Source organism: Glutamicibacter sp. FR1, from assembly GCF_047300825.1.
Lineage (GTDB): Bacteria > Actinomycetota > Actinomycetes > Actinomycetales > Micrococcaceae > Glutamicibacter > Glutamicibacter nicotianae.
On sequence record NZ_CP178602.1, the window covers coordinates 194,323 to 221,051 of the forward strand.

Sequence of the window (26,729 nt, forward strand, 5' to 3'; positions counted from 1 at the left end):
CTTGGACTTCCTATGGTTTGGAAGGAATCCCCGAATGGACCTCTTGAATATGGCCGGACAACTGGAGGAAGCCGAACGGCAACGGCTGCGTGAAATCAGCCAGGTGGCGCAGAGCGAGGTGCGCCGCCAGTCGATTGGCTACTGGAACCGCGAAGAATTTCCCGCCGAGCTGATCGGCAAGCTGGCTGAATTGGGACTGGGTGGTTTGCAGCTGGAGGACAGCTCTCATCTGCTGCGCGGGCTCATTCACGCTGAACTCGCCCGGGCCGATATTTCAACCTCATCAGTGGTCGGCATCCATAACGAACTGGTGCTCGGGATGATCCACGAACTGGGGTCGGAGCAGCAGCGGGCGCTGTGGCAGGACAAGCTCGCCGGGTTCGAAGCCTTCGGCGCATTTGCGCTGACCGAACCGGAGCATGGGTCGGATATCGCCGGAGGCATAGGCACCACCGCGCACCGCGTCGGGGACGAGTACCTCATTAACGGCGCCAAGCGCTGGATCGGCATGGGTACGCTGAGCGATTTCGCGCTGGTCTGGGCCAAGGACGAGGAGACTGCGCAGATCGGGGCGTACCTCGTTGAATCGGACCGCCCTGGATACAGTGCCACCAAGATTGAAAACAAGATCGGGCTGCGCGGCATGCAGAATGCGGATATCCGGCTGGAGAATGTGCGGATTCCAGTAGCGAACAAGTTGCCCGGGGCCACCAGCTTCGCCGCCGCAAACCAGCTGCTGATGCAATCGCGCGCTTGGGTGGGATGGCAGGCTGCCGGCGCGATGATGGCCACGCTCGACATTTGCAAGGCCTACGCCACGCAGCGCCAGCAGTTCGGCAAGCCGTTGGCCGCCTTCCAGCTGATTCAGCAGCCGCTGGCCGAAATCGCAGGCAATCTGGGCGCCTGCCTCTCCATGATGTGCGAGATTGCCCGCAAGCAAGAGCGTGGAAAACTGCGCATGGAGGATGCTGCCATGGCGAAGTCGGCTGCCACCCGCCTGGCAAGGGAGTCGGCCGCGTTAGGCCGGGCGATGCTTGGCGGCAATGGCGTGGTGAGCGATTTCGAAATGGCCAAGGTCTTCTGCGATGTCGAAATTCTCCATACCTATGAAGGCACCTATGAGATCAACTCGCTGATCGTCGGGCGCGCGCTGACCGGAGTGAGCGCCTTCGTGTAGCCGGCTCCAGCGTCCTTCAAGATTTTCCTTTCCAATCCATAACAAGTACTTTCCTAAATGGAAAGTACTTGTTATGGTTTAGGAACAAGGAAGATCGAAGTCAAAGGAGCAGGACAATGAAGATTCCATTCAGCACTTGGTACACCGTCATCATCGTTTCGGCAGGCCTGGCCTTCGCGGCAATGGCCTTGACCTCCTATGCCACGGGCAACAACTCGCTGCTCTTCATCGGCATGGGCTTCTTCATGGCCCTTTGCATGACCATGACTTCCATCCATGCCCAACGTCAGCAGAAGGCCCGCAAGGCGGCCATCAAATGAGCTCCGACAAGGAAATGACTCCCCAAGAGCAACTCGCCGCCCTGGGGATGGCGCAACAGGGAATGCAGCGGGCTGCCGGATACGGTGCCAAATTGCTGGGCACCTATTGCATCATCCTGGGGGTCCTCATGGGCGGGCTGGCGGCGCTGCTGCAGCTCTATCGCCCCGACGAGAATTTCACCGGCTTCATCGTCATCATGGTTTTGTTTGCCATAGCCGTTATAGCTATTTCCTTGGCCTACGGGAAGCTCTACCGCTCGCTGCCGCGCGGGCATTCAAAAATGTACCTCCGGGGATTTACTATCAGCATGGTGCTTTACGCGGTGGCAGTTGCGTTGCTCGGAGCCGGATCCATGGGCTGGGGCGTCATCGCGTTGATCTGGATCATCGTTGCCGCACCGTTGTCGCTGACCGGAATTGCGATGGTGCGCAAGTGAGTTCCCATGCCCGTGAACGGCTCAATGACGATTTCTCCAACCCGGTGCGGCTTTCGCTAATGGGTTCCCTGCACGCAGTAGACGAAGCTGACTTCAAATCCTTGAAGGAAGCCATCGGCATTTCGGATTCGGTGCTGTCGAGGCATTTGAGCGCACTGGAGGCCGGAGGGTACGTGCAGATCAAGAAGGGGTACGTGGGCAAAAGGCCCCGCACCTGGGCGAAGCTGACTTCGTCCGGGCAGGAGGCCTTTGCGCAACATGTCCAGGCGCTGAAGGAAATTACCGGATTGGGATAACTGCTAGGCGCGCCACCACTTGTCCCAGTAGGTGGCAGGCACGGTGCGCTTATGCCGTGATCCCAGGAAGCGCCGCTCGATGGCTTCGGCAGCGGACGGATCGATCTCTCGGCCCTCGAGGTAATCGTCAATCTGCGGATAGGTCAGGCCGAGCTCGTCTTCATCTGCGCGCAGGGGCTGGCCATCCAGCAGATCCGCGGTCGGCTCCTTGGCCCACAGCAGCTCAGGGGCCTGCAGCTCGCGCAGCAGCGCCTGGTTCTGGCGCTTGTTCAGCCCGGCCAAGGGCAGCAGATCCGCTGCACCGTCGCCGAACTTGGTGAAGAAGCCGGTGACCGACTCGGCCGCGTGGTCAGTGCCCAGGACCAGCATCCCGCGGTCGCCGGCCATGGCATACTGCGTCAGCATTCGGGAGCGGGCCTTGAGGTTGCCGCGGTTGAAATCGCTCAGCGCCGGGTGCCCTGCATCAGCCAGGGCCTCGTCGAAGGCGGCGACCGGCTTCTGGATGTTCACCTCGAACTGCTCGTCGGCAGCCACGAAATCCATGGCGGCTTGAGCATCGGCAGCATCCTTCTGCACGCCATGCGGCAGGCGCACCGACACGAAGCGGGCCTCCCCGCCGGCAACTCGCACCTCTTCAACTGCCAGCTGGGCCAGACGGCCAGCCAGCGTCGAATCGATGCCGCCGGAAATACCCAGCACGAATCCCTTCGCACCGGTGGCGGACAGATAGTCCTTGAGGAAGTCGATGCGCCGGCGGATCTCGCCGGCCGGGTCGATTTCCGGGCGCACGCCCAGCTCTTCAATGATCTTTGCTTGCAGTTCACGCATGCTTCTAATCCTAGGCATGAGCCATCCCCGTGCGGTACCGCTGCACCGGTTGGGAACGAAAGTTAATCTGTTCTCAACAAATCCCGGCGGGGCTATGCTGATTCCCGGTCGGGATCCCAGCCCAGGTTCCGGGCGATCTTCTCCAGGGTTTCAACCACAGCGTCATATTCGGAACCATCCAGGTCCTGGCCGAACTGGGTGCGGATCTTCTCCACCAGCTCGCTGAGCTTGAGCAGCGAAGTGTGCCCACGCTCGGTGATGGAATATTCGCCGTTCACTGCCGTAACCCAACCTGATTCGATCAGCTCGGCAAGGTGTTCCCGCAATGATTGCGGTTCATCCGGGGAGGCGAAGAATGGGGAAAGCCCGGCGTCCAGCTGCGCCTCGGTGGCAGGCTGCTGCTCCAGCAGGTTGAGCACCTGCCATTGCCTGCGCGTCACACCGTGTTCTTCCAGAGTCGCTGCAAACTGCTCGTCAATCAGCGAATCCACCAATTTCAACCAGTAACCCAAGGGGCGTTTTGCGTTCATGAAAACAGCCTAGCCATGATGCCGACTAGAATCGAGGGTATGAGCGAAACCAGCGCGCGTGAGCGACTAAAAGAACTGATCCAAGAACTAGCCATTGTGCGCGGCAAGGTCACCTTGTCCTCGGGCAAGGAGGCCGATTACTACATCGATCTGCGCCGTGTCACCCTGCATCAGGAAGCATCCGGACTCGTTGGCGAAGTCATGCTTGACCTGCTGGACGAGGCCAAGTTGGAATTCACCAATGTCGGCGGCCTGACCATGGGCGCCGACCCGGTAGGCACCGCCATCATGCACACCGCACGTGCCAAGCAGCGCGCCATCGATGCATTCGTGGTCCGCAAGGCGCAGAAGTCCTACGGCATGGGCCGCCAGGTCGAGGGGCCAAGCGTCGAGGGCCGCGATGTCATCGTGCTTGAGGATACTTCCACCACTGGCGGCTCCGCGCTGACCGCTGTAGAAGGTGTGCGCAAGGCAGGCGGCAACGTCATTGCCGTGGCAGTGATCGTTGACCGCGACACCGGAGCCAAGGAACGCATCGAGGAAGAAGCCGGCGTTCCCTACCTCTTCGCCTACGGCAAGGACGAGCTGGGCCTGTAGCCAGCGCAGATTTGCACGGAGGGCACCTCGTTGCGCAGTGGAATATTTCCGGTGCGCGGCGGGGTGCTTTGCTTTGCCCGCTAGCTGTTGCGCGGATGTGAGGTGGTCTCGCGCGGAACGAGCACCGCTGGCAGGTGGTCCGGTGATTGGACGTTCTCGCCGGCAAGCAGGCCCAGCAGCATGTTCACCGCTTGGGCACCCATCTCATGCAGTGGCTGGCGCACGGTGCTCAGCGGGGGAGTGGCCTGCGCCGCCTCGGGAATGTCGTCGAAGCCGATGATCGAGAGGTCGCCGGGGACCTGCAGCCCGCGTTCGCCGGCAACTTCCAACGCGGCCAGGGCCGAAAGGTCGTTGGCCGCAAAGATTGCGGTGGGCGGTTCGGGAAGATCGAGCAGGTTATTGGTGGCCTGCACAGCGGTGTCATGCTGGTAATCGCCGTCGTGGGCCAAATGCGGGTCGAAGTCCACGCCGACCTCTTCCAGCGCTTGGCGGTAGCCCTGCTCGCGCAGCTGCGCGGAAGCCAGATCTGCTCGTCCGCGGATATGCCCGATGCGGCGATGGCCCAGATCCAGCAGGTGCTTGGTGGCAGTGTAGGCTCCGGCGCGGTTATCCACATCGATGGCCAGTGGCATTTCCGGCCCCGCATGCGGGTCGATGGCCACAACCGGAACCGAGCTGTGCGGGACCTCCACCGTCGGGGTGACGATGATCGCCCCGTCGATCAGCGTTCCGCCCAAACGGGACAGCGAACGGCGCTCCCAGCCGGCATGCCCGTCCGGCGAAAGGTTGCCCGCGTAGGCCATCAGATCGTATTGCGTTCCGCGCAGGGTTGCGGAGATGCCGTTGAGCAGGCCCAGCGAGAAGGGCTCGAATTCCGCAACCAGGATGCCGATGATATTGGTGCGGGTGCTGCGCAGCGAGGAAGCGACCAGCGAAGTCTCATAACCCAGCTCGCTGATGACCTGATGGACCTTGGCGATGGTGTCCGGGGCAACTCCGTAGCGGCCGTTGACGACCTTCGACACGGTTGAGACCGAGACCTGCGCGGCGCGCGCGACGTCGTTGATGGTCACGCGTGAGCCGGAGGGCTCGCCGGAAAGCTTCTGATGGGCGGGAATCTCGGGAATTCCGGTCTGAGGGGTCATCACTCGACCAACAGTAGCGCAAAACACTCTGGAAATCCGTGACTTCACGGGGAAATGGCGGGGAATCGCAAACTTTCCGATAACGTTTTCGTAATGGATTTGGAAAACGTTATCGAAAACGATTGACATGACCTGCGTCACGGTGCAATTCTTGGTGGAGCCAATCGCCTGCCGCCCGAGGTCGACAGGCCATCATCACAGCTGAGGAGCACGAGCATGTTATCCAAGACCCGAGGTGCGCAGATTCTGGCGCTGGCCGCAACAACTGCCTTGCTGGCCACTGGCTGCGCCTCCGGCGCAAACGAGGATGGGTCCTCGGCCGACGGAACGACCACCATCACCTGGTGGCACAACTCCAACAACGGCGACGGCAAGGCCTACTACGAAAAAGTGGCCGCCGACTTCGAAGCCGCCCACGAAGGGGTGGAAGTCGAAGTCAGCGCAATGCAGCACGAGGACATGCTCACCAAGCTCGATGCGGCTTTCCAAAGCGGGGACGCCCCGGATGTCTACATGGAACGCGGCGGCGGAGAGCTCGCGGCCCACGTGGCCGCGGGACTGACCAAGGACCTGACCGACGCGGCCTCCGAGGAAATCGCCTTCCTCGGCGAGAGCGCGGGAGGCTGGCAGCTCGACGGCAAGACCTACGCCTTGCCGTTCTCGCTGGGTGGGGCCGGATTCTGGTACAACAAGGCCTTGTTCAAGGAAGCGGGCATCGACTCGGCTCCGCAGACCTTCGATGAACTGATCGAAGCCACCGGCAAGCTGAAGCAGGCCGGCATCGACCCGATGTCCATTGGAGCAGGCGACAAGTGGCCAGCAGCCCACTATTGGTACTACGCGGCGGTGCGCGAATGCTCCCAGCAGACCCTTGCCGACGCGGTCGCCAACCTCGACTTCAGCGACCAGTGCTTCGTGGCGGCCGGGGAGGAGGTGGAGAAGCTGATCAAGGCCGAGCCATTCAACCCGGGCTTCCTCTCCACCCCGGCGCAGTCCGGCCCCACGTCCGCTTCCGGCTTGCTGGCCACCGGCAAGGTCGCCATGGAGCTGGCTGGCCACTGGGAACCAGGAGTCATGCAGGGACTGACCGAAGATGGCACCGGCTTGGGCGAGGACACCGGGTGGTTCCCATTCCCCGCCATCGAGGGAGGCCAGGGCGACCCTGCCGCGCAGCTTGGCGGTGGCGATGCCTGGGCAGTTTCCGAAGGTGCACCAGATGCGGCCGTCGACTTCGTGAAGTACATGCTCTCCACCGAGGTCCAGCGCGGATTCGCCGAACTGGACATGGGCCTGCCGACCAACCCGGAGGCCAAAGACGCGATCTCTGACCCGGCACTGGCCTCGTTGATGGACGTGCGGGATGACGCGCCGTACTTCCAGCTCTACTTCGACACCGCTTTCGGTGCATCGATTGGCGGCGCGATGAACGATGAAATTGCCCTGCTCTTCGCCGGCAAGTCCGATGCGCAGAAGATCGTCGACGCCAGCCAAGATGCCGCTGACCTGGAGAAGTGATCCGAGCCGTGGCCCCAGAAGCAACCTATGCAGCCAGCCCGCCCGCCAGCGGCCTGGGCGGGCATTCCGACAGCGAGCCCGCCCAGGCGGCCAGCGCACCGCCACCGCCCAGTGGTGCCAAGCGCACACGCAAGCCCGCTGAGCGGCGCAAGAATCTGGAGATCCTGTTCTTCGTCAGCCCGGCATTGCTGCTGATCGCGGTCTTCATGCTGATCCCCATCATCCAGGCGGTGCGCTTCTCGGTGTACAACTGGAAGGGCTTCGGCCCGCTGGTGGACTTCGTAGGCTTCAAGAACTACGTGCGGGTGCTGGGCAACGAGGTGTTCACCGATGCCCTGGTCCATAACCTGGTCATCATCGGCGGTTCCATCGCCCTGCAGCTCCCGATCGGTCTGGGCATCGCGCTGCTGCTGAATCGGAAGATGAAGATCCAGTCCTTGCTGCGCACCATCATCTTCGTGCCCTACGTGCTCTCCGAAGTCATTGCCGGTGTGGTCTGGTTCCAGTTGCTGCAGCCGCAATACGGGGTCATCGACACCATCTTGTCCAAGCTGGGGATCCAAGGGCCGGCCCAAGGCTGGCTGGGCACGCCGGAACTGGCCTTGTGGACGGTGCTGGGCGTACTGACCTGGAAGTACCTTGGGCTGGCGGTGATCCTGTTCCTTGCCGGACTGCAGGGCGTGCCTTCCGAACTCTACGAAGCGGCGGAAATCGACGGCGCCTCCTGGTGGCAGATCCAGCGGAAGATCACCATCCCGCTGTTGGGACCCACCCTGCGCACCTGGGGCTTTTTGTCCATGATCGGATCGCTCCAGCTTTTCGACATGGTCTGGATCCTCACCGGCGGCGGCCCGGCGAACGCCACGACCACCATGGCCAGCTTCCTGGTTTCGGAAGGAACCAAGCGCCAGAACTTCGGCATTGCCGCGGCAGCCTCGGTCATCTTGTTCATCGTCGCACTGGTGCTGGCCATCTCCTACCAGCAGTTCATCCTCAAGCGCGATGCGCAACCGGACGGCGAGCGACCGAAGCGGAAGAAGCCCAAAGCATGAGCACCACCCTGGAAACCCGCCCGCAGCACACCCCGGCCCAGGCCCTCCGCGCCAAGAAGCGCAGCCGCCGGCAGGGCGGAAACGCCCTGGTCTACGCCATCGCCTTGGCGGTCGTCGCGATCACCCTGGGGCCGGTCCTCTACGGCGTGCTGGGAGGATTCCGCACCAATGCCCAGCTGGCCGAGAACCCGGCAGGCCTTCCCGCGCCGTGGGTGCTGGACAATTACGCGGGCGTGCTGAAGAACCCGGACTTCTGGCAGTACGCGCTGAACTCCACGATGATCGCGCTGATCACCACCATCATCGTCGTGGTCTTCGGCATCATGGCCGCTTACCCGCTGGCCCGCTACCAGTTCCGCCTGCGTGAACCGATCTTCATGGTCTTCGTGCTCGGCTTGCTGTTCCCCGCCACTGTGGCGATCGTTCCGCTATTCATCCTGATTACCCGCGACCTGGGCCTGGGCAACACCTGGTGGGGCGTGGCGCTGCCGCAGGCGGCCTTCGCGCTGCCGATGACAGTGGTCATCCTGCGTCCGTTCCTGATGGCATTGCCGCAGGAGCTGGAAGAAGCGGCCCAGCTCGATGGCGCCAGCCGCATGGGCTTCTTCTGGAAGATCCTGTTGCCGCTGTCCGGACCGGGCATGGTCACCGTCGGCGTGCTGGCCTTCGTGGGTTCGTGGAATGCGTACCTGCTTCCGCTGCTGCTCCTGCAAGGCGACATGCGCACCTTGCCGCTGGGCGTCGCCGACTACTCCAGCGAACACTCGGCGGATACCGCCGGAGTCTTCGCGTTCACCGCGCTGGCCATGATCCCGGCACTGATCTTCTTCCTGGCCATGCAGAAACGCATCGTCAACGGCCTGCAGGGCGCGGTCAAGGGCTGATCCAGCCCGCCTGAAGCTATCGAAATCTTTGAAGATAAGGAACTGTGAATGAAAACCGTCGAGCAAGCCTGGCACGACATCTCCCTTCCGGCCGAGCAACGCGTCGCCGCGCTGATGGATGAAATGACCCTGGAAGAGAAAGCCGCGCAGCTGGGCTCGTACTGGATCCGCCCGGAGGAAGAACGCCACGATGGCGAGGCCAATGTCGCGCCGATGGCCGACACCTTCAGCGCCAGCCCCAGTTTCGAAGACGCCATCAAGGACGGATTGGGACATATCACCCGCGCCTTCGGCACTATCCCACTGGCTCCCGCCGAGGGCCGCCAACGCCTGGTTGAACTGCAAGAGCAGGTCATCACCGCCAACCGCCTGGGCATCCCGGCCATTGCCCACGAGGAGTGCCTGACCGGCTTCACCACCCTGGGGGCCACCTGCTATCCGGCGTCCATCGCCTGGGGCGCCACCTTCAATCCGGAACTCATTGGAGGCATGGCCCGGCGCATCGGTGCCGACATGCTGAAGATGGGCGTGCACCAGGGGCTGTCCCCGGTCCTTGACGTGGCCCGGGACTACCGCTGGGGCCGGGTGGAAGAGACCATGGGCGAAGACCCCCACCTGGTGGGCGAGCTGGCAGTAGCCTATGTGCGCGGCCTGCAGGACTCCGGGGTGCATGCCACCTTGAAGCACTTCGCCGGCTACGCGGCCTCGCAAGCCGGACGCAACCACGCGCCGGTCTCCCTGGGCCCGCGCGCCGTGGAAGACACCGTCTTCCCTCCGTTCGAACGCGCAGTGCGCGAAGCCGGCGTGAAGTCAGTAATGAATTCCTATGCTGACCTGGATGGCGAAGCGCCAGCGGGCAGCCGCCGGTTGCTCACCGACGTGCTGCGCGGACGCTGGGGGTTCAAGGGAACCGTCGTGGCCGACTACTGGTCCGTCAGCTTCCTGCACAGCATGCATGAAGTCGCCGCAGACGAGGACGCGGCCGGCCGGCTGTCCCTGGAAGCCGGCATGGACGTTGAGCTGCCGGAGACCACCGCCTTCGCCAACCTCGCCCAGGCCGTCCGCGCTGGCGCGCTGGAGCAGGAAGTCCTGGACACCGCGGTGCGCCGGGTGCTGGCCCAGAAGCTCGACATGGGCTTGCTGGATCCCGGCTGGAATCCGCGCAAGGCCTGGCTTGGCGAGGATGTGGAACTGGATTCGGCGGATAACCGCGCCCAGGCCCGGACCATGGCTGGGGAATCCATCATCCTGCTGCGCAATCAGCAGATCCTCCCCTTAAAGAACCCGGCGCGCCTGGCGGTCATCGGCCCCAGCGCCTCCCAGCCGCGCACCCATCTAGGCTGCTACTCCTTCACCAACCACGTCTACTCGCGTTTTGCCGAGCAGCAGGACTACGGCGTGCCGATGGCCTCCATCCTCGAATCCCTGCAGCAAGCTCCCGCGCTCGCCGGATCACAGATCGAGTATGCCCGCGGCGTGGACTTCACCGACCTCGATGATTCGGGTATCGCCCAGGCCGTCGACACGGCGCGCCATGCCGACGTCGCGGTGGTTGCCGTCGGCGACCTCGCCGGCCTCTTTGGACGCGGCACCTCGGGAGAGGGCTGTGACGTTGCCGACCTTAGCCTGCCCGGGCGGCAGGGGGAGCTGGTGGAAGCGGTGCTGGCGACCGGCACCCCGACGGTGCTGGTGCTGGTCACCGGGCGCCCGTACGCGCTGGGACAGTACGCGGATCGCACCGCGGCCATCGTCCAGTGCTTCATGCCGGGCGTGGAAGGCGGGCCGGCGCTGGCCAGCGTGCTGACTGGCGAGATCAATCCCTCGGGCAAGCTGCCGGTGCAGATTCCCCACCATGTCGGCGGGCAGCCGGGGACCTACTTGGCCTCCAAGCTGGCCTGGCATGCCGAAGGCGTCACCAACCTCGATCCGCGTCCGCTGTACCCCTTCGGCTACGGCAGCTCCTATACCAGTTTCGGCATCTCCGGCCTTGAGCTGTCGCAGGCGTCAATCGCCACCGATGGCACCCTCCAGATCAGCGCCACCGTTGCGAACACCGGGGCGCGGTCCGGCGCCGAGGTAGTGCAGCTGTATCTGGCTGATGCGGTGTCGCAGGTGGTGCGTCCGCGCCGCTGGCTTGCCGGTTTCGCCAAGGTGCAGCTCGAAGCAGGGGAGTCGAAGCGGGTCACCTTCACGCTTCACGCCGACCGCACCTCGTTCACCGGCCTGTCCGGAAAGCGCATCGTGGAACCGGGAACGTTCACGGCGATGGTGGGCTCGAGCAGCGAAGATCTCGCAGTGCAAGCCGATTTCGAGATCACCGGGACGGTGCGTGAAGTGGCCGAGGGCCGCGTGATGGACACCCCGGTGGCTATCGCGTAGCCGCTAGGCGGTACGTCGCCGCAGCGTCAGGGATCCGACCAGCAGTGCTGCAGCGATCCAGGCGACGATGACCAGCATGCTGCTGGCCGTCGCGGAATCCACTGTTCCCGCCGCGACATCTGAGAGGGCGTCGATGGCGTGGGACAGCGGAAGCCAGTCTCCAATGGCATCCAACACTCCGGGCAGCTGGTCGCGGGGCAGGATGATTCCGGCCAGCAGGAACTGCGGGATGACCAGTGCAGGCATGAACTGGACTACTTGGAATTCGGTGCGTGCGAAGGCGCTGGCCATCAACCCGAGGCTGATGCCCAGCAACGCGTCGAGGGCTGCCACGGCAAACAGCAGCCAGAAGCTGCCCTCGATTTCCAAGCCGCAAACCCAAATGGCGAAAACGACCGCGATCATCGTCTGGAGGATCGCAACCAGGGTGAAGGCCAGCGCAAAGCCGAAGATGAACTCGCCCTTGGCCAGCGGCATGCTCAGCAGGCACTCGAGGGTTCCGCTGCGCCGCTCGCGCAGGGTCGAGATGCTGGTGACCAGGAACATCACCACGAACGGGAACAATGCGATCATTGCCGGGCCGATGCGGCTGAAGGCCGGGGTGTCGGTGAAGATCCAGGCGATCAGGCCGATCAGCAGGCTGGGCACGATGAGCATCAAGGCGATGGTCTGCGGATCGTGGCGCACCTGGGCCAAGACCCGAGCGGTGGTGGCGAGTGTGCGTTTCATGGCTGCGTCCCTTCTGCCGAGGCCCGATGCTTCGGAGCAGATGCATTGCGGCTTGGCAGCTGCGCGGCGCCGCCTGCTTCGATCAGCGCAACGAAAGCATCTTCGGGATTCTGCGCACCGGTTGATTCCATCAACGCTTCCGGGGTCATCTGGCCGAGCAGTTTCCCCTCGCGCAACAGCAGTACTTCATCGCACCGCATGGCTTCGTCCATGACATGGCTGGAGACGACAAGGCAAAGGCCGGTGGCCGCCAGTCGCGAGAACATCGCCCACAAATCCGCCCGCAGGACAGGGTCCAAGCCCACCGTGGGTTCATCCAGGATGACAATGTCCGGCGAGCCGAGCAATGCGATGGCCAAGGACACGCGATTGCGCTGCCCGCCGGATAGATCCATGGCTAGCCGGTCGGAGTGATCCGCGAGGTCCGTGGTTTCCATGACCCGCTCCACTTCGGCTGCCGGCTGCCCGAGGATCTTGGCGAAGTAGGCGATGTTCTGCTTGACGCTCAAATCGTCATAGACGCTGGCGGCCTGGGTCATGTAGCCGACCCGATGGCGCAGCGATTTGTGCCCGGCGGGCTTTCCGAGAACGGTGACAGTTCCGCCGCTGATGATCTGGTTGCCCACGATGCTGCGCAGCAGGGTGCTCTTGCCGCTGCCGCTGGGTCCGAGCTAGCCGATGATCCGTCCCGGCGCCAGTTGGAAGCCCACCTGGTCCAGGACCAATGCCCTTCCGCGTCTGACGTCGAGCCGCTGCACATCGACACAAGCCTTTTTATTCATCACATAATGAATTGGAGACCTCCGCCAGCAGCATGTCAATGGTCCAGTGCAGGCAATTCCCCGGTGAGGTAGCGCTGGATGGCGGGAGCTACCAGCTCGATCACCTGCTCGTCATCCATGGAGGCCAAAGGCTCCAAGTCAATGATGTAGCGGGCGACAATGAGCCCAATGATCTGGCTGGCGACCAGGGCAACCCGGGGTTCGGCGCTTTCTTCAGGCAAACGCGAACCCAAGCGCGAGAAGATCTCCTTCTGCAGGAAGGGGCGGAGGATCTTCGTCGCGCTGCTGCTGGAAATCAGTCCCCGGATTATGGCCGTTGCCGCAGTGCGGAAGGCGGGCTTGCGCCAGGTGGTGAGCAGGCGCGAACCAGCGCCTCGCCCATCTGCTCCGGCGGGGCCCTGGGCGATGATTTCCCCTGGATTGACGCGGATATGCATGGTCTGGACGAACAGATCGTCCTTGTCCTTGAAGTAGTGGTGCACCAGCGCAGGATCCACCCCGGCCCGGCGCGCTACCGAACGGAGGCTGGCTGCCTCGTATCCGGCATGGGAAAATTCCTTGGAGGCGGCCCTGAGGATCGCCGCTTTGGTTGTCCCCGTGGTGCTGCCCTTGGGCCGCCCGCGCTTCCGCGCATCCGGGACCTCGTTCGGTGCTTGCTCGCTCACGGTTTCAGCATACGTCCGGAACCGTGCGCCAACGCAGAGAGGCCGGGCAAAAGCCCGGCCTCTCATGGATCAGCGAGTGCTACTTCTTGGAAGCGGACGCTTCCGATGCTGCGGAGTCCTTGGCGAGTTCGGCATGCAGGTTCGCCACGGAAGGGAACTGAAGGTCCGGGCGGAACGGGAAGGTATCCATGTCTTCCCGGGTGGTGATGCCGGTGTACACCAATGCCGTCAGGAGTCCGGCTTCCATGCCCGCAACGATATCGGTGTCCATGCGGTCGCCGATCATCGCGGTGGTCTCCGAGTGCGCATCGATCCGGTTCAAGGCGGAGCGGAACATCATCGGGTTCGGCTTGCCCACCACGTACGGGTCGCGGTTGGTTGCACGCGAGATCAGGGCCGCGATGGCGCCGGTGGCCGGCATGATGCCCTCGGTGGAGGGGCCGGTGGCGTCCGGATTCGTGGCGATGAACTTCGCCCCGCCTTCGATCAGCCGGATGGCCTTGGTGATGGCTTCAAAAGAGTAAGTGCGGGTTTCGCCCAGAACCACGTAGTCAGGGTTCTGATCGGTCATGATGAAACCTGCGTCGTGCAGTGCGGTGGTCAGGCCGGCTTCGCCGATGACGAAGGTGCGGCCACCTGGACGCTGGCGAGCCAGGAACTCGGCGGTGGCCATCGCGGAGGTCCAGATGTTCTCCTCCGGGACGTCCAGGCCCGAGGCCAGCAAGCGGGCGCGCAAATCGCGCGGGGTGAAGATGGAGTTGTTGGTCAGCACCAGGAAGCGCAGGTTGTTTTTGCGCCAGTAGCCCAGCAGCTCGGCGGCGCCCTTGATGGCCTGGTTCTCGTGCACCAATACGCCGTCCATGTCGGTGAGCCAGCATTTGATGTCGTGGACGGTACGTGTACCGCGGATTGAAGTTGTCACGAGGCGTGGATCCTCCCTAAGAAAGTATGTGGTGGGAGCTATCGGCACTGAAAGTATCCCGTATCTATTAAGAGATTACACAGGCTCACGCAAATGCGCCGTGAACAAGGGCACGAACATAACGAACTAGGCTTAATGCTGTGAACGAAGAAACGCATGAACCAGTGAATGATCCCGGTGCGCAGCATGTCATCGGTGTGGGCCCCTGGGAAGGGGAGCTGCCTACCGACGGAAGATACGATCCTCAGCTGCTTGCCGAGGGCGACCGGCGCAACGTCGCGGACAAATACCGCTACTGGAAGATGGACGCCATCATTGCTGATCTTGACGAACGCCGCCACGATTTCCATATCGCGATTGAAAACTGGCAGCACGATATGAACATCGGCACTGTGGTGCGCAGCGCTAATGCCTTCTTGGCCAAGGAAGTCCATATCATCGGCCGCCGCCGCTGGAATCGGCGAGGCGCCATGGTCACGGATCGTTACCAGCATGTACGCCACCATGCAACGGTGGAGGAGTTCGTTGCCTGGGCCGAAGGTGAAGGGCTGACCATTCTGGGCATCGATATCTTCCCGGATTCCGTTCCATTGGAAACCTACGATCTTCCGAAGAACTGCGTGCTGGTCTTCGGGCAAGAAGGTCCCGGACTCAGCCCGGAAGTCCATGCCGCAGCCAAGGACACCTTGTCCATCGAGCAGTTCGGGTCGACTCGTTCAATCAATGCGGCTTCCGCCGCCGGGATTGCCATGCACGCATGGGTGCGCAGGCACGTGTTCGGGCAAAAAGTAGGGTAACTGGAAATTTAATACTGGCGAGTTTAGTCGAGCATCTGGATTAGTTACCATTTTCGGCCTACGCTAGATTTTGGTTATGAAAACGTGATCTGGGAGAGGGCGGTCGTGAAACGACGTCATCAAGTGAACCACGACTTGTTGTTGCCGGGTTTGCCGCGACGCAGGAAACCATTGGTTATATGGTCGACTTCTATAGTCGCTGCGCTCGGGCTGACAGGAGCCTTGGCGATCCCAATCATGGCGCAGGTCGGAGATGCCAGGCAGGGAAATATCCCCGTAGGCATAGATGCTGTCGCTGATCCGTCGATGTTCAACGGGCCCGTCTATGTCAGCGCCGACGCTCCACTGAACGCCTTCGGCGGTTCCGGCAAGGAACTGGCAATTGACGGACGTCCAGTGGGCATGATCGATGGCGCTGATGCTGAATCCGAAGCATCCGGCGATGACAACGAATCCTCCGCATTGCTCGCCGGCATGGTCGGTGAACTGGGCAAGCTGCCCGGTGACCTGCAGCTGATGCACCCGGTCAAGACGCGCAAGATTTCCAGCCCCTACGGCTGGCGTGCCAACCCAACCGGTCCGGGCAACCAGATCCACATCGGCCAGGACTACCCGATTGCCTGCGGCTCGCCCGTTTACGCTTCCGAGGCTGGAACGGTCACCGTATCCTCATGGGCAGGCCACTCAGGCATGCGTGTGACCATTGATCACGGCAGCAATGTCCAGACTGGCTACAGCCACAATTCAAAGTTGATTGCCAAGGTGGGGCAGCGGGTCGAACAGGGGGAGCTGATTGCCTTAGCTGGCACTACCGGCAACTCGACCGGTTGCCATGTGCACTTCGAGGTCATCATCGATGGCCGTTGGCACGATCCGCGCAACTACCTGCCAACCATTCCTGGACAGCGCCAGGCAATGATTAATTCGCAGCGCCTGACGGTCAACGCCGGCACCGCTCCGAAGGGCAACGGCTCCCAGACGCCAGATCGCGCTCCAAGCGGCCCGGATCCAGATGTGATCGTTCCCGAGGACGATACTCCAGTCATTCCTCGGCCGAAACCGACCCCATCGGAAACGAAGCGCCCGTCGCCAAGCGAGAGCGAATCCCCAAGCGGTTCGCAGTCGCCAGTTGGCTCGCAGAGCCCTGACGGTTCGGAAAGCCCGGATAGCTCCAAGAGCCCGGACGAGTCGACAAGTCCCAGCGAGTCGCAGAGCCCAGAGGGTTCGACGAGCCCGGACGAGAGCTCGCCAACGGCGCCTGCCCCGGCTTCTCCTGCACCCACTGAGGAAACGCCGGTCGACGAAACCCCAACGAAGTCCAAGGACGAAGCAGTTACGGATTCCCCAACGAATCCAGCTCCTGAGACTGAAGCGGATTCCTCGAAGTCGACGTCAACCGGAAGCGAAACTCCGAATGCGTCCACGAGCTCGGCGCCAGCTCCAAGCACAACTGGCACCACGCAGGTGGCTCCATCGGGAAGCAGTTCCCAGAGCGCAACAAACGAATAAAGAACGCAATAAGCCAACGGCCAACCGTCATGAGACTAGTTCTCGTCTGGGTTGGCCGTTCGCTTTGCCGTAAACCTCGGAAATCCCCGTGTCATGATCTGAGATTTAGGACTCAGCCAGTGCCATAGCCGATAGGATGGATGGCGAACCGCCGTCAATGGAGACGCGTAACCTCGCTAATCACCAGGAGTGAAGCATGCCTATCGCAACCCCCGATAAGTACAATGCAATGATCGATGCTGCCAAGGCAGGCGGCTACGCCTTCCCAGCAGTGAACGTGACCAGCTCGCAGACTTTGAACGCCGCAATCCGCGGTTTCGCAGAGGCTGAATCCGACGGCATCATCCAGGTCTCCACCGGCGGCGCCGCATACTGGTCGGGTGCGTCCATCAAGGACATGGTTGCCGGCTCGCTGGGCTTCGCGGCCTTCGCCCGCCAGGTTGCCAAGAACTACGGCGTGAACATCGCGCTGCACACCGACCACTGCCCAGCCGACAAGCTGGAGGGTTTCGTGCTGCCGCTGCTGGCCGCTTCGGAAGCCGAAGTTGCCGCAGGCCGCGATCCATTCTTCAACTCCCACATGTGGGATGGTTCGGCTGAAACCCTCGAAGAGAACCTGCGCATTGCCGCAGAACTGCTGCCGCGCACCCATGCCGCCAAGCAGATCCTCGAGGTCGAGATCGGCACCGTGGGCGGCGAGGAAGACGGCGTGGAAAACGCCATTAACGACAAGCTCTACACCACAGTCGAAGACGCTCTGGCCACCATTGAGGCCCTGGGCTCCGGCGAGAAGGGCCGCTACATCACCGCGCTGACCTTCGGCAACGTGCACGGCGTGTACAAGCCGGGCAACGTGAAGCTGCGCCCTGAGATCCTGAAGGACATCCAGGCACAGGTCGGCGCCAAGATCGGCAAGGACAACCCATTCGACCTGGTGTTCCACGGCGGCTCGGGCTCCTCGGAGCAGGAAATCGCCGATGCGGTCTCCTTCGGCGTAATCAAGATGAATATCGATACCGATACCCAGTACGCCTTCACCCGCCCAGTGGCCGGCCACATGTTCTCCAACTACGACGGCGTGCTGAAGGTCGACGGCGAAGTTGGCAACAAGAAGATCTATGACCCACGCGTCTGGGGCGCCAAGGCTGAGGAATCCATGGCCGCACGCATCGTCGAAGCTGCCCAGCAGCTCGGCTCGGCCGGAAAGTCGCTGAAGTAATCATGGTCGGAGAAAACCTGCTGGGAATCCCGGAAACCTTGCTTCCGGAAGAAACCGCAGTGCTGGCACGCCACGAAGCCGGGGACGAAGCCACGGACTTGGCGGCAAAATTCCCTGCCTCGTCACTGGCTTGGGCACTGCTTGCCAACGAAGCGCATAACGAAGGCCGCATCGTGGAGTCCTATGCGTTCGCACGCGTGGGCTACCACCGCGGCCTGGACTCGCTGCGCAAGGCCGGCTGGCGCGGACAGGGCCCAGTGCCTTGGCGCCACGAGCCGAACCGCGGCTTCCTGCGCTCGCTGTACGCGCTGGGCCGGGCGGCTGCCGCCATCGGCGAGACCGAGGAAGTCGAGCGCATCGGCAAGTTCCTGAACGACTCGGATGCTACCGCCAAGGCTGAAATCGAAGCCGGCAAGTAGCCAATTCCGCAACACCGCTCGGCGGCTCTTCCCGCAAGGAGAAGAGCCGCCGAGCGGTATTTAACGCAGGCTTCCAACCCTGTGAAGGTCTCGTCCTCTCGTTCAACAAACAGCAAACCGTCAGGTCGTGACTCATTAAGAAACATGAGGGCGTTCTCATGTTGTTCTACTTTTGGACTCATCTAGTTCACCTAGAGTTCATTTCGAAGAGATCATCACCTCACGTCTTCGAAAGGGAGAGCAATGTTGTCATTCTGGATGGGACTGGGCTCCAACATCATCGGCATTACGGTTCTCGTGTACTTCGTATACTTCCGCCGCCACTTCCGCCGCGACCTCGTGCTGGCCTACATCGCCTTGAGCATGGGCATCTTCGCAGTCACCTTGCTGCTCTCGGGCAGCGGTGCGGGCATGGGACTGGGCCTCGGCCTCTTCGGCATCCTCTCGATCATCCGTCTTCGGTCGGACACCCTGACCCAGGAAGAAGTGGCCTACTACTTCATCTCGCTGGCCATCGGCTTGGTCAACGGCCTGCACCCGGAACCTGCATGGCTGGCTCCGGCAGCGACCGCGGCCCTGGTTCTGGTGATGTTCCTTGCCGACCACCCGAGCTTCGCCCCGCGCACCGAACGCCAGACCGTGACCCTGGAACGCGCCTACCCGAAGAAGGCCGACATGCAGGCCGCGCTTGAAGAACTGCTGGATGCCAAGGTGCTGCGAACCGTGGTTGTCGAGCTGGACATGGTGCGCGACCTGACCATCGTCGATGTCCGCTTCCGCACCAACGCCGCCGGCAGCAAGCCTGCGTCCAAGGCCAGCGCCTCCGAGAGCTTCTCCGGCACCTATGAACTGGCCAACAGCCAGACCGCCCCGGCCACGCAGAACGGAGCGAAGCAGGGGTCGTGGTCCTGATGACTGCCCTTGCCGACAAGCGTGTGGACCTCGCCTCCTCCCAAGCCAGGGTCGCTCTGGAGGCAGCCGTCATCGGCCGGGAGTCAATCAGCCTCGAAGATGTGATCTCCGAAGCCGCGCTGCAGACCCGCGTGGACAAGAAGTTCCTGCTGACCCCGGAGGAATTCACCGCGCTATCCGAGCGCTTGGGCGACCAGTTCAAGATCATGCAGATCGACGGCCGCCGCACCTTCCGCTACGAATCGGTGTATTTCGACACCGAGGACTACGACCAGTACCGCGCCCACCGCCAGGGCCGGCGCCGGCGCTACAAGGTGCGCTCGCGAACCTATGCGGACACCGGGCTGTCGATGTTCGAGATCAAGACCAAGGGGCTGCGTGGCGCCACGGTGAAGCACCGCGTAGAGCAGGACTTGGACACCGCTGGCGAACTGACCGAGGAAAACCTGGAATTCCTCGAATCGGTGCTGCGCAGCGAGTACGGGCAGGAAGCACCCCAATTGCAGCCGGTCCTGGACAGCGCCTACCGCCGCGCTACGTTCGTGAACCCGATCGATGGTGAACGGCTGACCTGCGACGTCGAGCTGGAATACGCCCATGGCGAGGCGAAAGTCGACGGGCCGGACCTGATTGTCGTGGAAACCAAGTCAGCCGACGGCCGCGGCGTTTCGGACCAGGCCCTGGCAGAGCTGGGCATCCGCGAGGTGTCGATGTCCAAGTACTGCATCGGTATTGCGCTGCTGAACCCGCGGCTGCCGGCCAACCGCTGGAGCAGGCTGCTGCAGCAGAGCTTCGTCCCGGATCCGACGCTGCGCTAGGGCCATCAGCGGATTCGGCTACCGCTCCGAGGCGAGACGGTAGCCGAATCCACGGACCGTCTCAAAGCGTTCAGTGCCGAGCTTGTTGCGCAGGTAGCGGACATACACGTCCACCACGTTGGATCCGGGATCGAAGTCGTACCCCCAGACCCGGGACAGCAGCTGCTCTCGGCTGAGCACCTGGCCGGGGTTGCGCAAGAACGCTTCGGCCAGCGCGAACTCGCGCGCGGACAGGTCGACCTCGCGTTCATCGACCATCACGCGGCGGCGCAGCAAATCCATATGCAGGTTCTCGTGGGCCAGCGAGGACACCTCGGGGGCATTGTCCTCCGAGCGCAGGCGCAAGCGCACGCGGGCCAGCAGCTCGTCGAAGTGGAACGGCTTGGCCATGTAGTCATCGGCGCCGTTCTGCAGGCCGGCGACCGTGTCTTCTACGCTGCCGCGCGCGGTCAGGATGATTACCGGCGTATCGATCTGCGCGCCGCGCAGGCGGCGCAGCACCGAGAATCCGTCCTCATCGGGCAGGCCCAGATCGAGGATGATCAGCTCATGGTCGCCTTCTATGGCCTGGCTGAAACCGTCATGCCCGGTTTCCGCGATGGATGAGGTCAGTCCCGCGGCACGCAGCCCCTTGGCAACGAACGAACTGATGCGCGGCTCATCTTCAATAATCAGTATCTGGCTCATGCTTCCTTGCTTCCAGTCGACAACGGCATGTCTATGTAGAACGTGGATCCCTTGCCATGCTCCGAATTCACCCACACTCGTCCGCCGTGGGTTTCAGCGATGGCCTGCACGATGTTCAGCCCCAGGCCGGAACCGGAGGAACGCACAGAGTTCTGGCCACGTCCAAAGCGCTCGAAGATGCGTTCAAGATCTTCGGCCTGGATGCCCACGCCCGCATCGGAAACCCACCAGCGCAAGGTGGTGTTGCCCTGGCCATCACGGACAATCTCGTTGCCCAAGCCGATGCGGCTGCCCTCGGCCGAGAACTTCACCGCATTGGCGCACAGCTGCAGCATGGCCTGGGTGGTCCGGACCGGGTCGAGCGACACGGTGGCTTCGGTGCGGTAGTCGACGCGCCACTGGCGCGGTCCCAGGCCGCGGGCCTTGTCGAGGATGTCGTCCAGCAGCTTGCCGACTTCCGTCGGCTCAACCTGGAGGAAGTCCATGCGGTTGGATTTCGCCAGGGTCACCAGGTCGTTGATCAGCAAGGACATGCGCCCGAGCTCGTCGATGGCGATATCGCGGCTCTGCGCGACATCTTCTGGATCGCTGGGGTCCAACAGTTCGAGATGCCCGTTGATGATCGTCACCGGCGTGCGCAATTCGTGCCCGACATCATCGAGCAGCTGGCGCTGCGAGCTCATCGCGCCTTCCAAGCGGTCCAGCATCTCGTTGACGGTGACGGTCAGTTCGGCGAACTCGTCATTTCCGGAAACCTCGATGCGCTGGGAGACATCGGTCTCGGAAATCTGCTGCGCTGTGGTTTGCAGGCGGCGAATCGGGTCGAGCATCCGTCCCACCACCAGCCAGGCGGCCAGCGCGGCGACGAGCATGACCGAGCCGCCGACGGCGGCGTAGATCATTAAGTTGCGGTCGTTGGCGATGGCCTCGGCCGAGTAGTCGTAGGCCAGCACGAAGGCGCCGTGTTCATGGTCGGCAGGAAGGCTGACCGGAACGACCACTGCGCGATAGGTAGTGATGTCCGTGTCTACAGTTCCCAGGCGGATATGGTTGGCATCCTGGACGGTCCTGGCCCATTCGAGGAACTCCGGATCATCTTCCAGCCGGGTGTTGACGATATCCGGTGCGGTCCAGCGCACCTCGTTGCCAACCAGTGCGAGCATGCCCTGCTTCGGGGACGGCAGGGTGCGCTGCATGGCGATGTACAGCAGGTCCTCTGCGTGCTTGAAGCGCTCCATGGTCCGCGGGTCGACACCGGTTTCGGTGAGGACCTTGAATTCCTTGACGGTGCGAGTCAACGACTCGTCGAGGCGTTGATTCAGTTCGTGGCGCTGCACGGCAAAGCTTGCGGTGCCCGCCACCAGCAGAGCCAGACCCACGAGCAGCATCATGCCTGTCAGCACCCGGGCCCGGATGGACCACCGGCGTTCGGGTGGGCTAGTCATCGTCACCGTCGTCGTCGGCTTCTTCGTAATCGTCATCGTCGTCATCGTCGTCATCGTCGTCGTACTGGTTGCCGGATGGAGGCAATGGGACGACGGTCTTCTTCGGCGGGGGTGGCGGAGCAGGTTTCGGTTCCGGCTTGCGAGTAGCGCTCGGCTTGGGTTTCTCCGAAGGCTCGGGCTTTTTCGAGCTGCTCGGGCTGGACGACGGCTTCGGGGATTCGGCCGCAGAAGCGGAAGGCGAGGAGGATGGGCCGTTGGGGGTGCTGCTGGTCGGAGCAGGGGTGGCTTCTTCGAAGATGAACCCTTCACCGAGGTCTTGGTCCGCCGGGCCTTCCAAGGCTTGGCTGATTCCGAACGCGCCCAGGCATACGACTACCACGACAGCGATCGTCGCAAAGACACGGCGCAAAGCTTCCTTTCCCATGTTTTTCATTGTGGCTGAAATAAATGAGATCCAGATGAGAGATGCCGTTAGATGACGAAGGCTTCCCGGTGCTAGGCCAAATGCTCGAAGATGATGACCGTCTGGGTGGAAGCGAACGCGCGGTTGGACCCCAAGTGCGTGGCCACGAATGTCCGCAAATCTTCGATGCTCCGGGTCGACACCCGCACCAGCAAATCCGGAGACCCGCCGAGTACGAAGACTTCCTTGACCTCGGCGAGCTCCTTGAGCTGATGCGCCGACGACAGCAGGCGGTCCCGGGCAGTGGAGGAGACCACGACGGAGATCATGGCGTTGACGGCAACGCCGAGCAGCCGCTCATTGATCGCAGCGTGGTAGCCGGTGATCACTCCGGCCTTGGAGAGGGCCTTGACCCGGCCCAGGCAGGTGGAGGGTGCCAGTCCGACCTTTGCGGCCAGGACATTGTTGGCGATCCGCGCATCCTGGCTCAGCTCAGCAAGGATGGACAAGTCCGTTTCGTCGACACGAACAGGATTCGGCAGGGCGTCGCCTTGAACCGTCCATAATGAACCTGGCACGGCTGATCAACTCGATTCTTCTAAAAACTTCAGTTCTACTCGCACAGTATCGAATCTGATTCTACGATGGATTCATCATGGAGAACTGGAAGTTTTCCATCCTTGATCGTGGCCGAACAGGAGATCCAATGACCACCCCACTGACCCGCCAGTCGCTTGCACAGTTGGACGCGGCAGACCCGCTGGTGGCGTTCGGCGACCGCTTCAACCTCCCGGAAGGCTTCATCTACCTCGACGGCAATTCCCTGGGTGCGCTGCCCAAGGGAGCAGCCGAACGGGCCGCCCAGGTAGTCACCGAAGAATGGGGCCAGGGCCTGATCCGTTCCTGGAACACCGCCGGCTGGTTCGAGATGCCGCTGAAGCTCGGCGACAAGCTGGGGCGCCTGCTGGGCGCGAACCCCGGCGAAACCGCGATCACCGACACCACCACGCTGAACCTGTTCAAGGCCCTGGCCTCGGCACTGCGCACGCAGAAGGCCGATGCCCCGCAGCGCCGGGTGATTCTCACCGAACGCGATAACTTCCCAACCGACATCTATATCGCGCAGGGTCTGGCCGATCTGGTCAACTCGCTCTCGCAGGAAACCGGCGTCGCCTATGAAGTGAAGCTCATCGACTCCGAGGCGCAGCTGCGTGCCGCACTGGACGAAACCGTGGCTGTGGTGGCCCTGTCGCACGTGAACTACCGCACAGGATCCATGTGGGACATGGACCAAGTCACCGCGGCCATCCACGCCTCGGGTGCCCTGGTGGTCTGGGACTTGGCCCATGCTGCGGGGGCCGTGCCGATCGACCTGAATGCGGCAGATGCCGACTACGCCGTGGGCTGCACCTACAAATACCTCAATGGCGGCCCGGGCTCCCCGGCGTTCATCTGGGTCAATGCCCGCCACCATGAACGCTTCTGGCAGCCTCTCTCCGGCTGGTGGTCGCACAAGTCGCCCTTCGAGATGGCCGATAGCTACACCCCAGCCAACGACATCCGCCGCTTCATGTGCGGCACCCAGCCGGTCACCTCGCTGGCAATGGTTGAAGTCGGCCTGGATATTGCCCTGGAAGCTGACATGGGCAAGGTGCGCGCCAACTCCTTGGAGCTGGTTGACCTGTTCATCAAGCTGGTGGAAACCCGTTGCGCCGGCTACGGACTGGAACTGGTGACCCCGCGCGAGCATGCGGCCCGCGGCAGCCACGTCAGCTTCCGCCATGAGCATGGTTACGAAATCATCGCAGCCCTCATTGACCAGGGCGTCATCGGAGACTACCGCGAACCGGAAGTGCTGCGCTTTGGCATCACCCCGCTGTACCTGGCGCGCACCGATATCTGGGATGCGGTAGAGAAACTGCGTGAAATTCTGCACACCAATGCGTGGCAGCGCGAAGAGTACGCCGTGCGTAATGCCGTGACATGACGCAAATTCCGCCGCTTTGGGACCATCGTGCCCCGAAGCCAGCGAATCCGCGCGAGAGTAACCTTGAGAACAGCACGGCATTTTCGATGCCGTGCTGTTCGCATAGGTCTAAAGGGAGCATTGTTGGGCAAGCAGCCGGTACGCGCCACTGAAGTCGGTTCGGGTTTGAACAAGTCGCTGACTCCTGGGCAGATGTCTATGATCGCGCTGGGCAGCGCCATCGGTACCGGCCTTTTTGCCGGCAGCAAGCTCGCCATCGCCATGGCCGGCCCTTCGGTGATCATCAGCTACCTCATTGGCGGCGTCGTCGCCTTGCTTGTCATGGGCGCCTTGGCTGAAACGACCGTCAAGCAGCCGGTGGCAGGTTCCTTCGGCGTCTATGCCGAACGCTATCTGGGACGGTTTGCCGGATACCTGACCAAGTACCTGTACTGGTCGGCGCTGATCTTCGCGGTGGGCACCGAAGTCAGCGCCGTGGGCGAGTACATGCAGTACTGGTTCCCTGAAATCCCCGGGCTGGTGTGGGTCCTGGTATTCTCGGCCGCGCTTTTGGGGGTGAACTTCTGCAGCGTGAAGATCTTCGGAACCACCGAATACTGGTTCTCCGCGATCAAGGTCTTCGCGGTGATCGCGTTCATCATCATCGCCCTCTGGCTGGTCTTCCACGACTCCCGCGACCAGTTCGGGTTCCATAACTATTCGGCCGAGGGCGGCTTCTTCGCCAACGGCCCGTTCGGCATGTGGAGCGCTGTCATCGTAGCGATCTTCTCCTACATGGGCGTCGAGGCGATCTCCATTGCCGCCGCCGAGGCGAAGAACCCGAAGCTCGCGGTGCGCAAGGCCTTCAAGGTCTCCTTCCTGCGATTGCTGCTCTTCTACGTGTTCACCATGGCCCTGATCCTCGCGGTGGCCCCAACCAGCGAACTGCTGGCCGGGGGTTCGCCATTTGTCACTGTGATGTCGCAGATCGGCATCCCGTTCGCCGACTCGGTGCTGAACTTCGTGCTCATCATCGCAGCGCTCTCGGCGATGAACGCCCAGCTGTACGCGGCAACGCGGATGCTGCACTCGCTGGCCGATTCCGGCCACGCGCCGCGCCTGGCGCACCGGACCAACCGCGCGGGCGCACCGGTGCATGCGGTGTGGATGTCAGCAGGCGGCATCGCAGTGGCGGCCGGGGTGTATGCGATGGTGCCGGAAGGGGGCTTCGGCATCATGATGTCGCTGGCCACCTTCGGCGCATTGGCCACGTGGTTGATGATCCTGCTGACCCATGTGTCCTTCCGCCGCAGGGTGCGCCTGGAGAAGGCCGCCCTGGAATTCAAGCTGCCGGGCTACCCGGCCGCTTCGATGCTCGGCGCGGTGCTGCTGGCCAGCCTGCTGGTGACCTCGTTCTTCGTGCCGGAATTCAAGTACACGCTGATCTTCGGAGTGCCGTTCGTGATCGTGATGTCGGTGCTCTACAAGCTGGTCTTCGCCGGCAAGAAGCAGCCGGCGGCGAAGTAGCGGAGCTGGCTGCCGCGTGCTGTTCCAGGGGTGAACGGCTGCACGGGCACTAAGATCTTAAAGGGCGTGCCAGTTGGCAGGAGCCGAAACTATCGAGGAGCAATGGTGGCCAAGCTGTATTTCCGCTACGGAGCGATGAACTCGGGCAAATCCACGAGTTTGCTGCAGGCTGCCTTCAACTACGAGGAACGCGGCCAGCGCATCCTGCTGGCCAAGCCCGGGATCGACACCAAGGGCGAGAGCTCCATCGTTTCCCGGCTCGGAATCGAACGCGAGGTCGACTTCAGCGTGGGCCCGGAGGAAAACCTGCGCGAGAAGTTCGCGGCCCACTCCCTGGGTGATGACCCTGATGCCTTACTGCCGCATGTGGATGCGCCGCCGGTGGCCTGCCTGCTGGTGGATGAAGCGCAGTTCCTCTCCCGAGCCCAGGTCGATGACCTGCTGCGCATTGCCGTGCTCGATGATGTCCCGGTGCTTGCCTACGGCATCCGCACTGATTTCCGTACCCGTGCCTTCCCTGGCTCGGCGCGCTTGATGGAACTGGCGCACTCCCTTGAAGAGCTGAAGACCATTTGCCGTTGCGGGCGCAAGGCCATGTTCAATACCCGCCGCTCGGGGGAGACGATTGTCTTTGATGGGGACCAAGTTGCGATCGACGGCGAAGAGGTCTGGTACGAGTCGCTGTGCGCTGCCTGCTATCTGGAAGCCTCCGGCGGCAAGCTGAGCTAGCTCGGTAGCCTTTCGGACCGGAAGCCTCGCGCCGGCCGAT

General features: G+C 62.6%; 29 protein-coding genes. 18 read left to right on the forward strand and 11 right to left on the reverse strand.

Annotated elements, in window-relative coordinates:
* The first annotated feature begins 34 nt into the window (after positions 1–34).
* From ACLQ8T_RS01015 to ACLQ8T_RS01030, 4 genes are all read left to right on the forward strand, one after another.
* Positions 35–1,177 carry an acyl-CoA dehydrogenase family protein gene (locus ACLQ8T_RS01015; RefSeq protein WP_413455395.1) on the forward strand — a complete coding sequence of 381 codons (1,143 nt, stop codon included), beginning with the start codon at positions 35–37 and terminating at the stop codon, positions 1,175–1,177.
* A 116-nt stretch (positions 1,178–1,293) separates the two neighbouring features.
* A complete protein-coding gene (locus tag ACLQ8T_RS01020; protein WP_413455396.1) occupies positions 1,294–1,497 on the forward strand; it encodes a hypothetical protein in 204 nt (67 codons plus the stop codon).
* Entirely contained in the window at positions 1,494–1,934 is a 441-nt protein-coding gene (locus ACLQ8T_RS01025) for a hypothetical protein (protein ID WP_204720019.1), read from the forward strand. Before ACLQ8T_RS01020 ends, ACLQ8T_RS01025 begins: the two co-directional genes overlap by 4 nt.
* Complete coding sequence (locus tag ACLQ8T_RS01030) at positions 1,931–2,230, forward strand: transcriptional regulator (protein ID WP_204720021.1); 300 nt, start codon at positions 1,931–1,933, stop codon at positions 2,228–2,230. Before ACLQ8T_RS01025 ends, ACLQ8T_RS01030 begins: the two co-directional genes overlap by 4 nt.
* A gap of 3 nt (positions 2,231–2,233) precedes the next feature.
* Here the strand turns inward: ACLQ8T_RS01030 and nadE are convergent, their stop codons facing one another.
* Both nadE and ACLQ8T_RS01040 read right to left on the reverse strand, forming a co-directional pair.
* Positions 2,234–3,058, reverse strand: coding sequence for an ammonia-dependent NAD(+) synthetase (nadE, locus tag ACLQ8T_RS01035; protein WP_413455397.1), 825 nt, complete (start codon positions 3,056–3,058; stop codon positions 2,234–2,236).
* A 92-nt stretch (positions 3,059–3,150) separates the two neighbouring features.
* Entirely contained in the window at positions 3,151–3,588 is a 438-nt protein-coding gene (locus ACLQ8T_RS01040) for a MarR family winged helix-turn-helix transcriptional regulator (protein WP_038992004.1), read from the reverse strand.
* A 39-nt stretch (positions 3,589–3,627) separates the two neighbouring features.
* Between ACLQ8T_RS01040 and pyrE the strand changes: the two genes are divergently transcribed.
* Positions 3,628–4,185 carry an orotate phosphoribosyltransferase gene (gene pyrE, locus ACLQ8T_RS01045; RefSeq protein ID WP_174787674.1) on the forward strand — a complete coding sequence of 186 codons (558 nt, stop codon included), beginning with the start codon at positions 3,628–3,630 and terminating at the stop codon, positions 4,183–4,185.
* 80 nt (positions 4,186–4,265) lie between these two features.
* On the opposite strand, the gene ACLQ8T_RS01050 is transcribed toward pyrE, so the two are convergent.
* Positions 4,266–5,330 carry a LacI family DNA-binding transcriptional regulator gene (locus ACLQ8T_RS01050; protein ID WP_413455398.1) on the reverse strand — a complete coding sequence of 355 codons (1,065 nt, stop codon included), beginning with the start codon at positions 5,328–5,330 and terminating at the stop codon, positions 4,266–4,268.
* Between the two features lie 216 nt (positions 5,331–5,546).
* Between ACLQ8T_RS01050 and ACLQ8T_RS01055 the strand changes: the two genes are divergently transcribed.
* From ACLQ8T_RS01055 to ACLQ8T_RS01070, 4 genes are read left to right on the forward strand one after another with little or no spacing between them, the layout of a single operon-like run.
* Entirely contained in the window at positions 5,547–6,845 is a 1,299-nt protein-coding gene (locus ACLQ8T_RS01055) for an extracellular solute-binding protein (RefSeq protein WP_413455399.1), read from the forward strand.
* Positions 6,846–6,853: 8 nt separating this feature from the next.
* Positions 6,854–7,897 (forward strand): carbohydrate ABC transporter permease, encoded by a 1,044-nt coding sequence (locus tag ACLQ8T_RS01060; protein ID WP_413455400.1) that lies wholly within the window; start codon positions 6,854–6,856, stop codon positions 7,895–7,897.
* Positions 7,894–8,781 (forward strand): carbohydrate ABC transporter permease, encoded by an 888-nt coding sequence (locus ACLQ8T_RS01065; RefSeq protein ID WP_128470787.1) that lies wholly within the window; start codon positions 7,894–7,896, stop codon positions 8,779–8,781. Before ACLQ8T_RS01060 ends, ACLQ8T_RS01065 begins: the two co-directional genes overlap by 4 nt.
* 48 nt (positions 8,782–8,829) lie before the next feature.
* On the forward strand, positions 8,830–11,160 hold the full coding sequence (locus ACLQ8T_RS01070; protein WP_413455401.1) for a glycoside hydrolase family 3 N-terminal domain-containing protein: 2,331 nt from the start codon (positions 8,830–8,832) through the stop codon (positions 11,158–11,160).
* A 3-nt stretch (positions 11,161–11,163) separates the two neighbouring features.
* On the opposite strand, the gene ACLQ8T_RS01075 is transcribed toward ACLQ8T_RS01070, so the two are convergent.
* The 4 genes from ACLQ8T_RS01075 to ACLQ8T_RS01090 form a co-directional block, all read right to left on the reverse strand.
* Complete coding sequence (locus ACLQ8T_RS01075) at positions 11,164–11,889, reverse strand: ABC transporter permease (protein ID WP_413455402.1); 726 nt, start codon at positions 11,887–11,889, stop codon at positions 11,164–11,166.
* Positions 11,886–12,515, reverse strand: coding sequence for an ABC transporter ATP-binding protein (locus ACLQ8T_RS01080; RefSeq protein WP_236641122.1), 630 nt, complete (start codon positions 12,513–12,515; stop codon positions 11,886–11,888). The genes ACLQ8T_RS01075 and ACLQ8T_RS01080 overlap by 4 nt, the downstream gene beginning before the upstream one ends.
* Before the next feature lie 191 nt (positions 12,516–12,706).
* A complete protein-coding gene (locus tag ACLQ8T_RS01085) occupies positions 12,707–13,336 on the reverse strand; it encodes a TetR family transcriptional regulator (RefSeq protein WP_413455403.1) in 630 nt (209 codons plus the stop codon).
* A 79-nt stretch (positions 13,337–13,415) separates the two neighbouring features.
* Positions 13,416–14,198 carry an HAD-IIA family hydrolase gene (locus ACLQ8T_RS01090; RefSeq protein WP_239543551.1) on the reverse strand — a complete coding sequence of 261 codons (783 nt, stop codon included), beginning with the start codon at positions 14,196–14,198 and terminating at the stop codon, positions 13,416–13,418.
* Positions 14,199–14,398: 200 nt separating this feature from the next.
* Between ACLQ8T_RS01090 and ACLQ8T_RS01095 the strand changes: the two genes are divergently transcribed.
* The 6 genes from ACLQ8T_RS01095 (at position 14,399) to ACLQ8T_RS01120 (ending at position 19,932) form a co-directional block, all read left to right on the forward strand.
* On the forward strand, positions 14,399–15,055 hold the full coding sequence (locus tag ACLQ8T_RS01095; RefSeq protein WP_128470782.1) for a TrmH family RNA methyltransferase: 657 nt from the start codon (positions 14,399–14,401) through the stop codon (positions 15,053–15,055).
* A gap of 222 nt (positions 15,056–15,277) precedes the next feature.
* Entirely contained in the window at positions 15,278–16,564 is a 1,287-nt protein-coding gene (locus ACLQ8T_RS01100) for a peptidoglycan DD-metalloendopeptidase family protein (protein ID WP_413455404.1), read from the forward strand.
* 196 nt (positions 16,565–16,760) lie between these two features.
* Positions 16,761–17,783 carry a class II fructose-bisphosphate aldolase gene (fbaA, locus tag ACLQ8T_RS01105; protein ID WP_413455405.1) on the forward strand — a complete coding sequence of 341 codons (1,023 nt, stop codon included), beginning with the start codon at positions 16,761–16,763 and terminating at the stop codon, positions 17,781–17,783.
* A 2-nt stretch (positions 17,784–17,785) separates the two neighbouring features.
* Complete coding sequence (locus ACLQ8T_RS01110; RefSeq protein WP_413455406.1) at positions 17,786–18,202, forward strand: DUF3151 domain-containing protein; 417 nt, start codon at positions 17,786–17,788, stop codon at positions 18,200–18,202.
* Between the two features lie 243 nt (positions 18,203–18,445).
* The gene (locus tag ACLQ8T_RS01115; RefSeq protein ID WP_204720041.1) at positions 18,446–19,114 is read left to right on the forward strand and encodes a DUF4956 domain-containing protein; all 669 of its coding nucleotides are present in this window, start codon (positions 18,446–18,448) and stop codon (positions 19,112–19,114) included.
* Positions 19,114–19,932 (forward strand): polyphosphate polymerase domain-containing protein, encoded by an 819-nt coding sequence (locus ACLQ8T_RS01120; RefSeq protein WP_413456360.1) that lies wholly within the window; start codon positions 19,114–19,116, stop codon positions 19,930–19,932. Before ACLQ8T_RS01115 ends, ACLQ8T_RS01120 begins: the two co-directional genes overlap by 1 nt.
* 18 nt (positions 19,933–19,950) lie before the next feature.
* On the opposite strand, the gene ACLQ8T_RS01125 is transcribed toward ACLQ8T_RS01120, so the two are convergent.
* From ACLQ8T_RS01125 to ACLQ8T_RS01140, 4 genes are all read right to left on the reverse strand, one after another.
* Positions 19,951–20,619: a response regulator transcription factor gene (locus ACLQ8T_RS01125; protein ID WP_413455407.1), complete on the reverse strand. Its 669-nt coding sequence runs from the start codon at positions 20,617–20,619 to the stop codon at positions 19,951–19,953.
* Complete coding sequence (locus ACLQ8T_RS01130; RefSeq protein ID WP_413455408.1) at positions 20,616–22,064, reverse strand: sensor histidine kinase; 1,449 nt, start codon at positions 22,062–22,064, stop codon at positions 20,616–20,618. Before ACLQ8T_RS01130 ends, ACLQ8T_RS01125 begins: the two co-directional genes overlap by 4 nt.
* A complete protein-coding gene (locus tag ACLQ8T_RS01135) occupies positions 22,057–22,488 on the reverse strand; it encodes a hypothetical protein (protein ID WP_413455409.1) in 432 nt (143 codons plus the stop codon). The genes ACLQ8T_RS01130 and ACLQ8T_RS01135 overlap by 8 nt, the downstream gene beginning before the upstream one ends.
* A gap of 71 nt (positions 22,489–22,559) precedes the next feature.
* Positions 22,560–23,045 (reverse strand): Lrp/AsnC family transcriptional regulator, encoded by a 486-nt coding sequence (locus ACLQ8T_RS01140; protein WP_413455410.1) that lies wholly within the window; start codon positions 23,043–23,045, stop codon positions 22,560–22,562.
* Between the two features lie 128 nt (positions 23,046–23,173).
* On the opposite strand from ACLQ8T_RS01140, the gene kynU reads away from it, so the two are divergent.
* The 3 genes from kynU to ACLQ8T_RS01155 all read left to right on the forward strand — a co-directional run bounded on the left by kynU (position 23,174) and on the right by ACLQ8T_RS01155 (position 26,689).
* A complete protein-coding gene (gene kynU, locus ACLQ8T_RS01145) occupies positions 23,174–24,454 on the forward strand; it encodes a kynureninase (protein ID WP_413455411.1) in 1,281 nt (426 codons plus the stop codon).
* A gap of 123 nt (positions 24,455–24,577) precedes the next feature.
* Positions 24,578–25,960, forward strand: coding sequence for an amino acid permease (locus ACLQ8T_RS01150; protein ID WP_413455412.1), 1,383 nt, complete (start codon positions 24,578–24,580; stop codon positions 25,958–25,960).
* Between the two features lie 105 nt (positions 25,961–26,065).
* Positions 26,066–26,689 (forward strand): thymidine kinase, encoded by a 624-nt coding sequence (locus ACLQ8T_RS01155; protein ID WP_128470772.1) that lies wholly within the window; start codon positions 26,066–26,068, stop codon positions 26,687–26,689.
* Positions 26,690–26,729: the final 40 nt, after the last annotated feature.

Excerpts from the sequence above, each read along its gene's own strand:
- ACLQ8T_RS01015 (WP_413455395.1), top strand. The coding sequence starts at position 35 with ATGGACCTCTTGAATATGGCCGGACAACTGGAGGAAGCCGAACGGCAA.
- ACLQ8T_RS01020 (WP_413455396.1), top strand. The coding sequence starts at position 1,294 with ATGAAGATTCCATTCAGCACTTGGTACACCGTCATCATCGTTTCGGCA.
- ACLQ8T_RS01025 (WP_204720019.1), top strand. The coding sequence starts at position 1,494 with ATGAGCTCCGACAAGGAAATGACTCCCCAAGAGCAACTCGCCGCCCTG.
- nadE (WP_413455397.1), bottom strand. The coding sequence starts at position 3,058 with ATGCGTGAACTGCAAGCAAAGATCATTGAAGAGCTGGGCGTGCGCCCG.
- ACLQ8T_RS01040 (WP_038992004.1), bottom strand. The coding sequence starts at position 3,588 with ATGAACGCAAAACGCCCCTTGGGTTACTGGTTGAAATTGGTGGATTCG.
- pyrE (WP_174787674.1), top strand. The coding sequence starts at position 3,628 with ATGAGCGAAACCAGCGCGCGTGAGCGACTAAAAGAACTGATCCAAGAA.
- ACLQ8T_RS01050 (WP_413455398.1), bottom strand. The coding sequence starts at position 5,330 with ATGACCCCTCAGACCGGAATTCCCGAGATTCCCGCCCATCAGAAGCTT.
- ACLQ8T_RS01055 (WP_413455399.1), top strand. The coding sequence starts at position 5,547 with ATGTTATCCAAGACCCGAGGTGCGCAGATTCTGGCGCTGGCCGCAACA.
- ACLQ8T_RS01065 (WP_128470787.1), top strand. The coding sequence starts at position 7,894 with ATGAGCACCACCCTGGAAACCCGCCCGCAGCACACCCCGGCCCAGGCC.
- ACLQ8T_RS01070 (WP_413455401.1), top strand. The coding sequence starts at position 8,830 with ATGAAAACCGTCGAGCAAGCCTGGCACGACATCTCCCTTCCGGCCGAG.
- ACLQ8T_RS01075 (WP_413455402.1), bottom strand. The coding sequence starts at position 11,889 with ATGAAACGCACACTCGCCACCACCGCTCGGGTCTTGGCCCAGGTGCGC.
- ACLQ8T_RS01090 (WP_239543551.1), bottom strand. The coding sequence starts at position 14,198 with ATGGACGGCGTATTGGTGCACGAGAACCAGGCCATCAAGGGCGCCGCC.
- fbaA (WP_413455405.1), top strand. The coding sequence starts at position 16,761 with ATGCCTATCGCAACCCCCGATAAGTACAATGCAATGATCGATGCTGCC.
- ACLQ8T_RS01110 (WP_413455406.1), top strand. The coding sequence starts at position 17,786 with ATGGTCGGAGAAAACCTGCTGGGAATCCCGGAAACCTTGCTTCCGGAA.
- ACLQ8T_RS01115 (WP_204720041.1), top strand. The coding sequence starts at position 18,446 with ATGTTGTCATTCTGGATGGGACTGGGCTCCAACATCATCGGCATTACG.
- ACLQ8T_RS01120 (WP_413456360.1), top strand. The coding sequence starts at position 19,114 with ATGACTGCCCTTGCCGACAAGCGTGTGGACCTCGCCTCCTCCCAAGCC.
- ACLQ8T_RS01125 (WP_413455407.1), bottom strand. The coding sequence starts at position 20,619 with ATGAGCCAGATACTGATTATTGAAGATGAGCCGCGCATCAGTTCGTTC.
- ACLQ8T_RS01130 (WP_413455408.1), bottom strand. The coding sequence starts at position 22,064 with ATGACTAGCCCACCCGAACGCCGGTGGTCCATCCGGGCCCGGGTGCTG.
- ACLQ8T_RS01135 (WP_413455409.1), bottom strand. The coding sequence starts at position 22,488 with ATGGGAAAGGAAGCTTTGCGCCGTGTCTTTGCGACGATCGCTGTCGTG.
- kynU (WP_413455411.1), top strand. The coding sequence starts at position 23,174 with ATGACCACCCCACTGACCCGCCAGTCGCTTGCACAGTTGGACGCGGCA.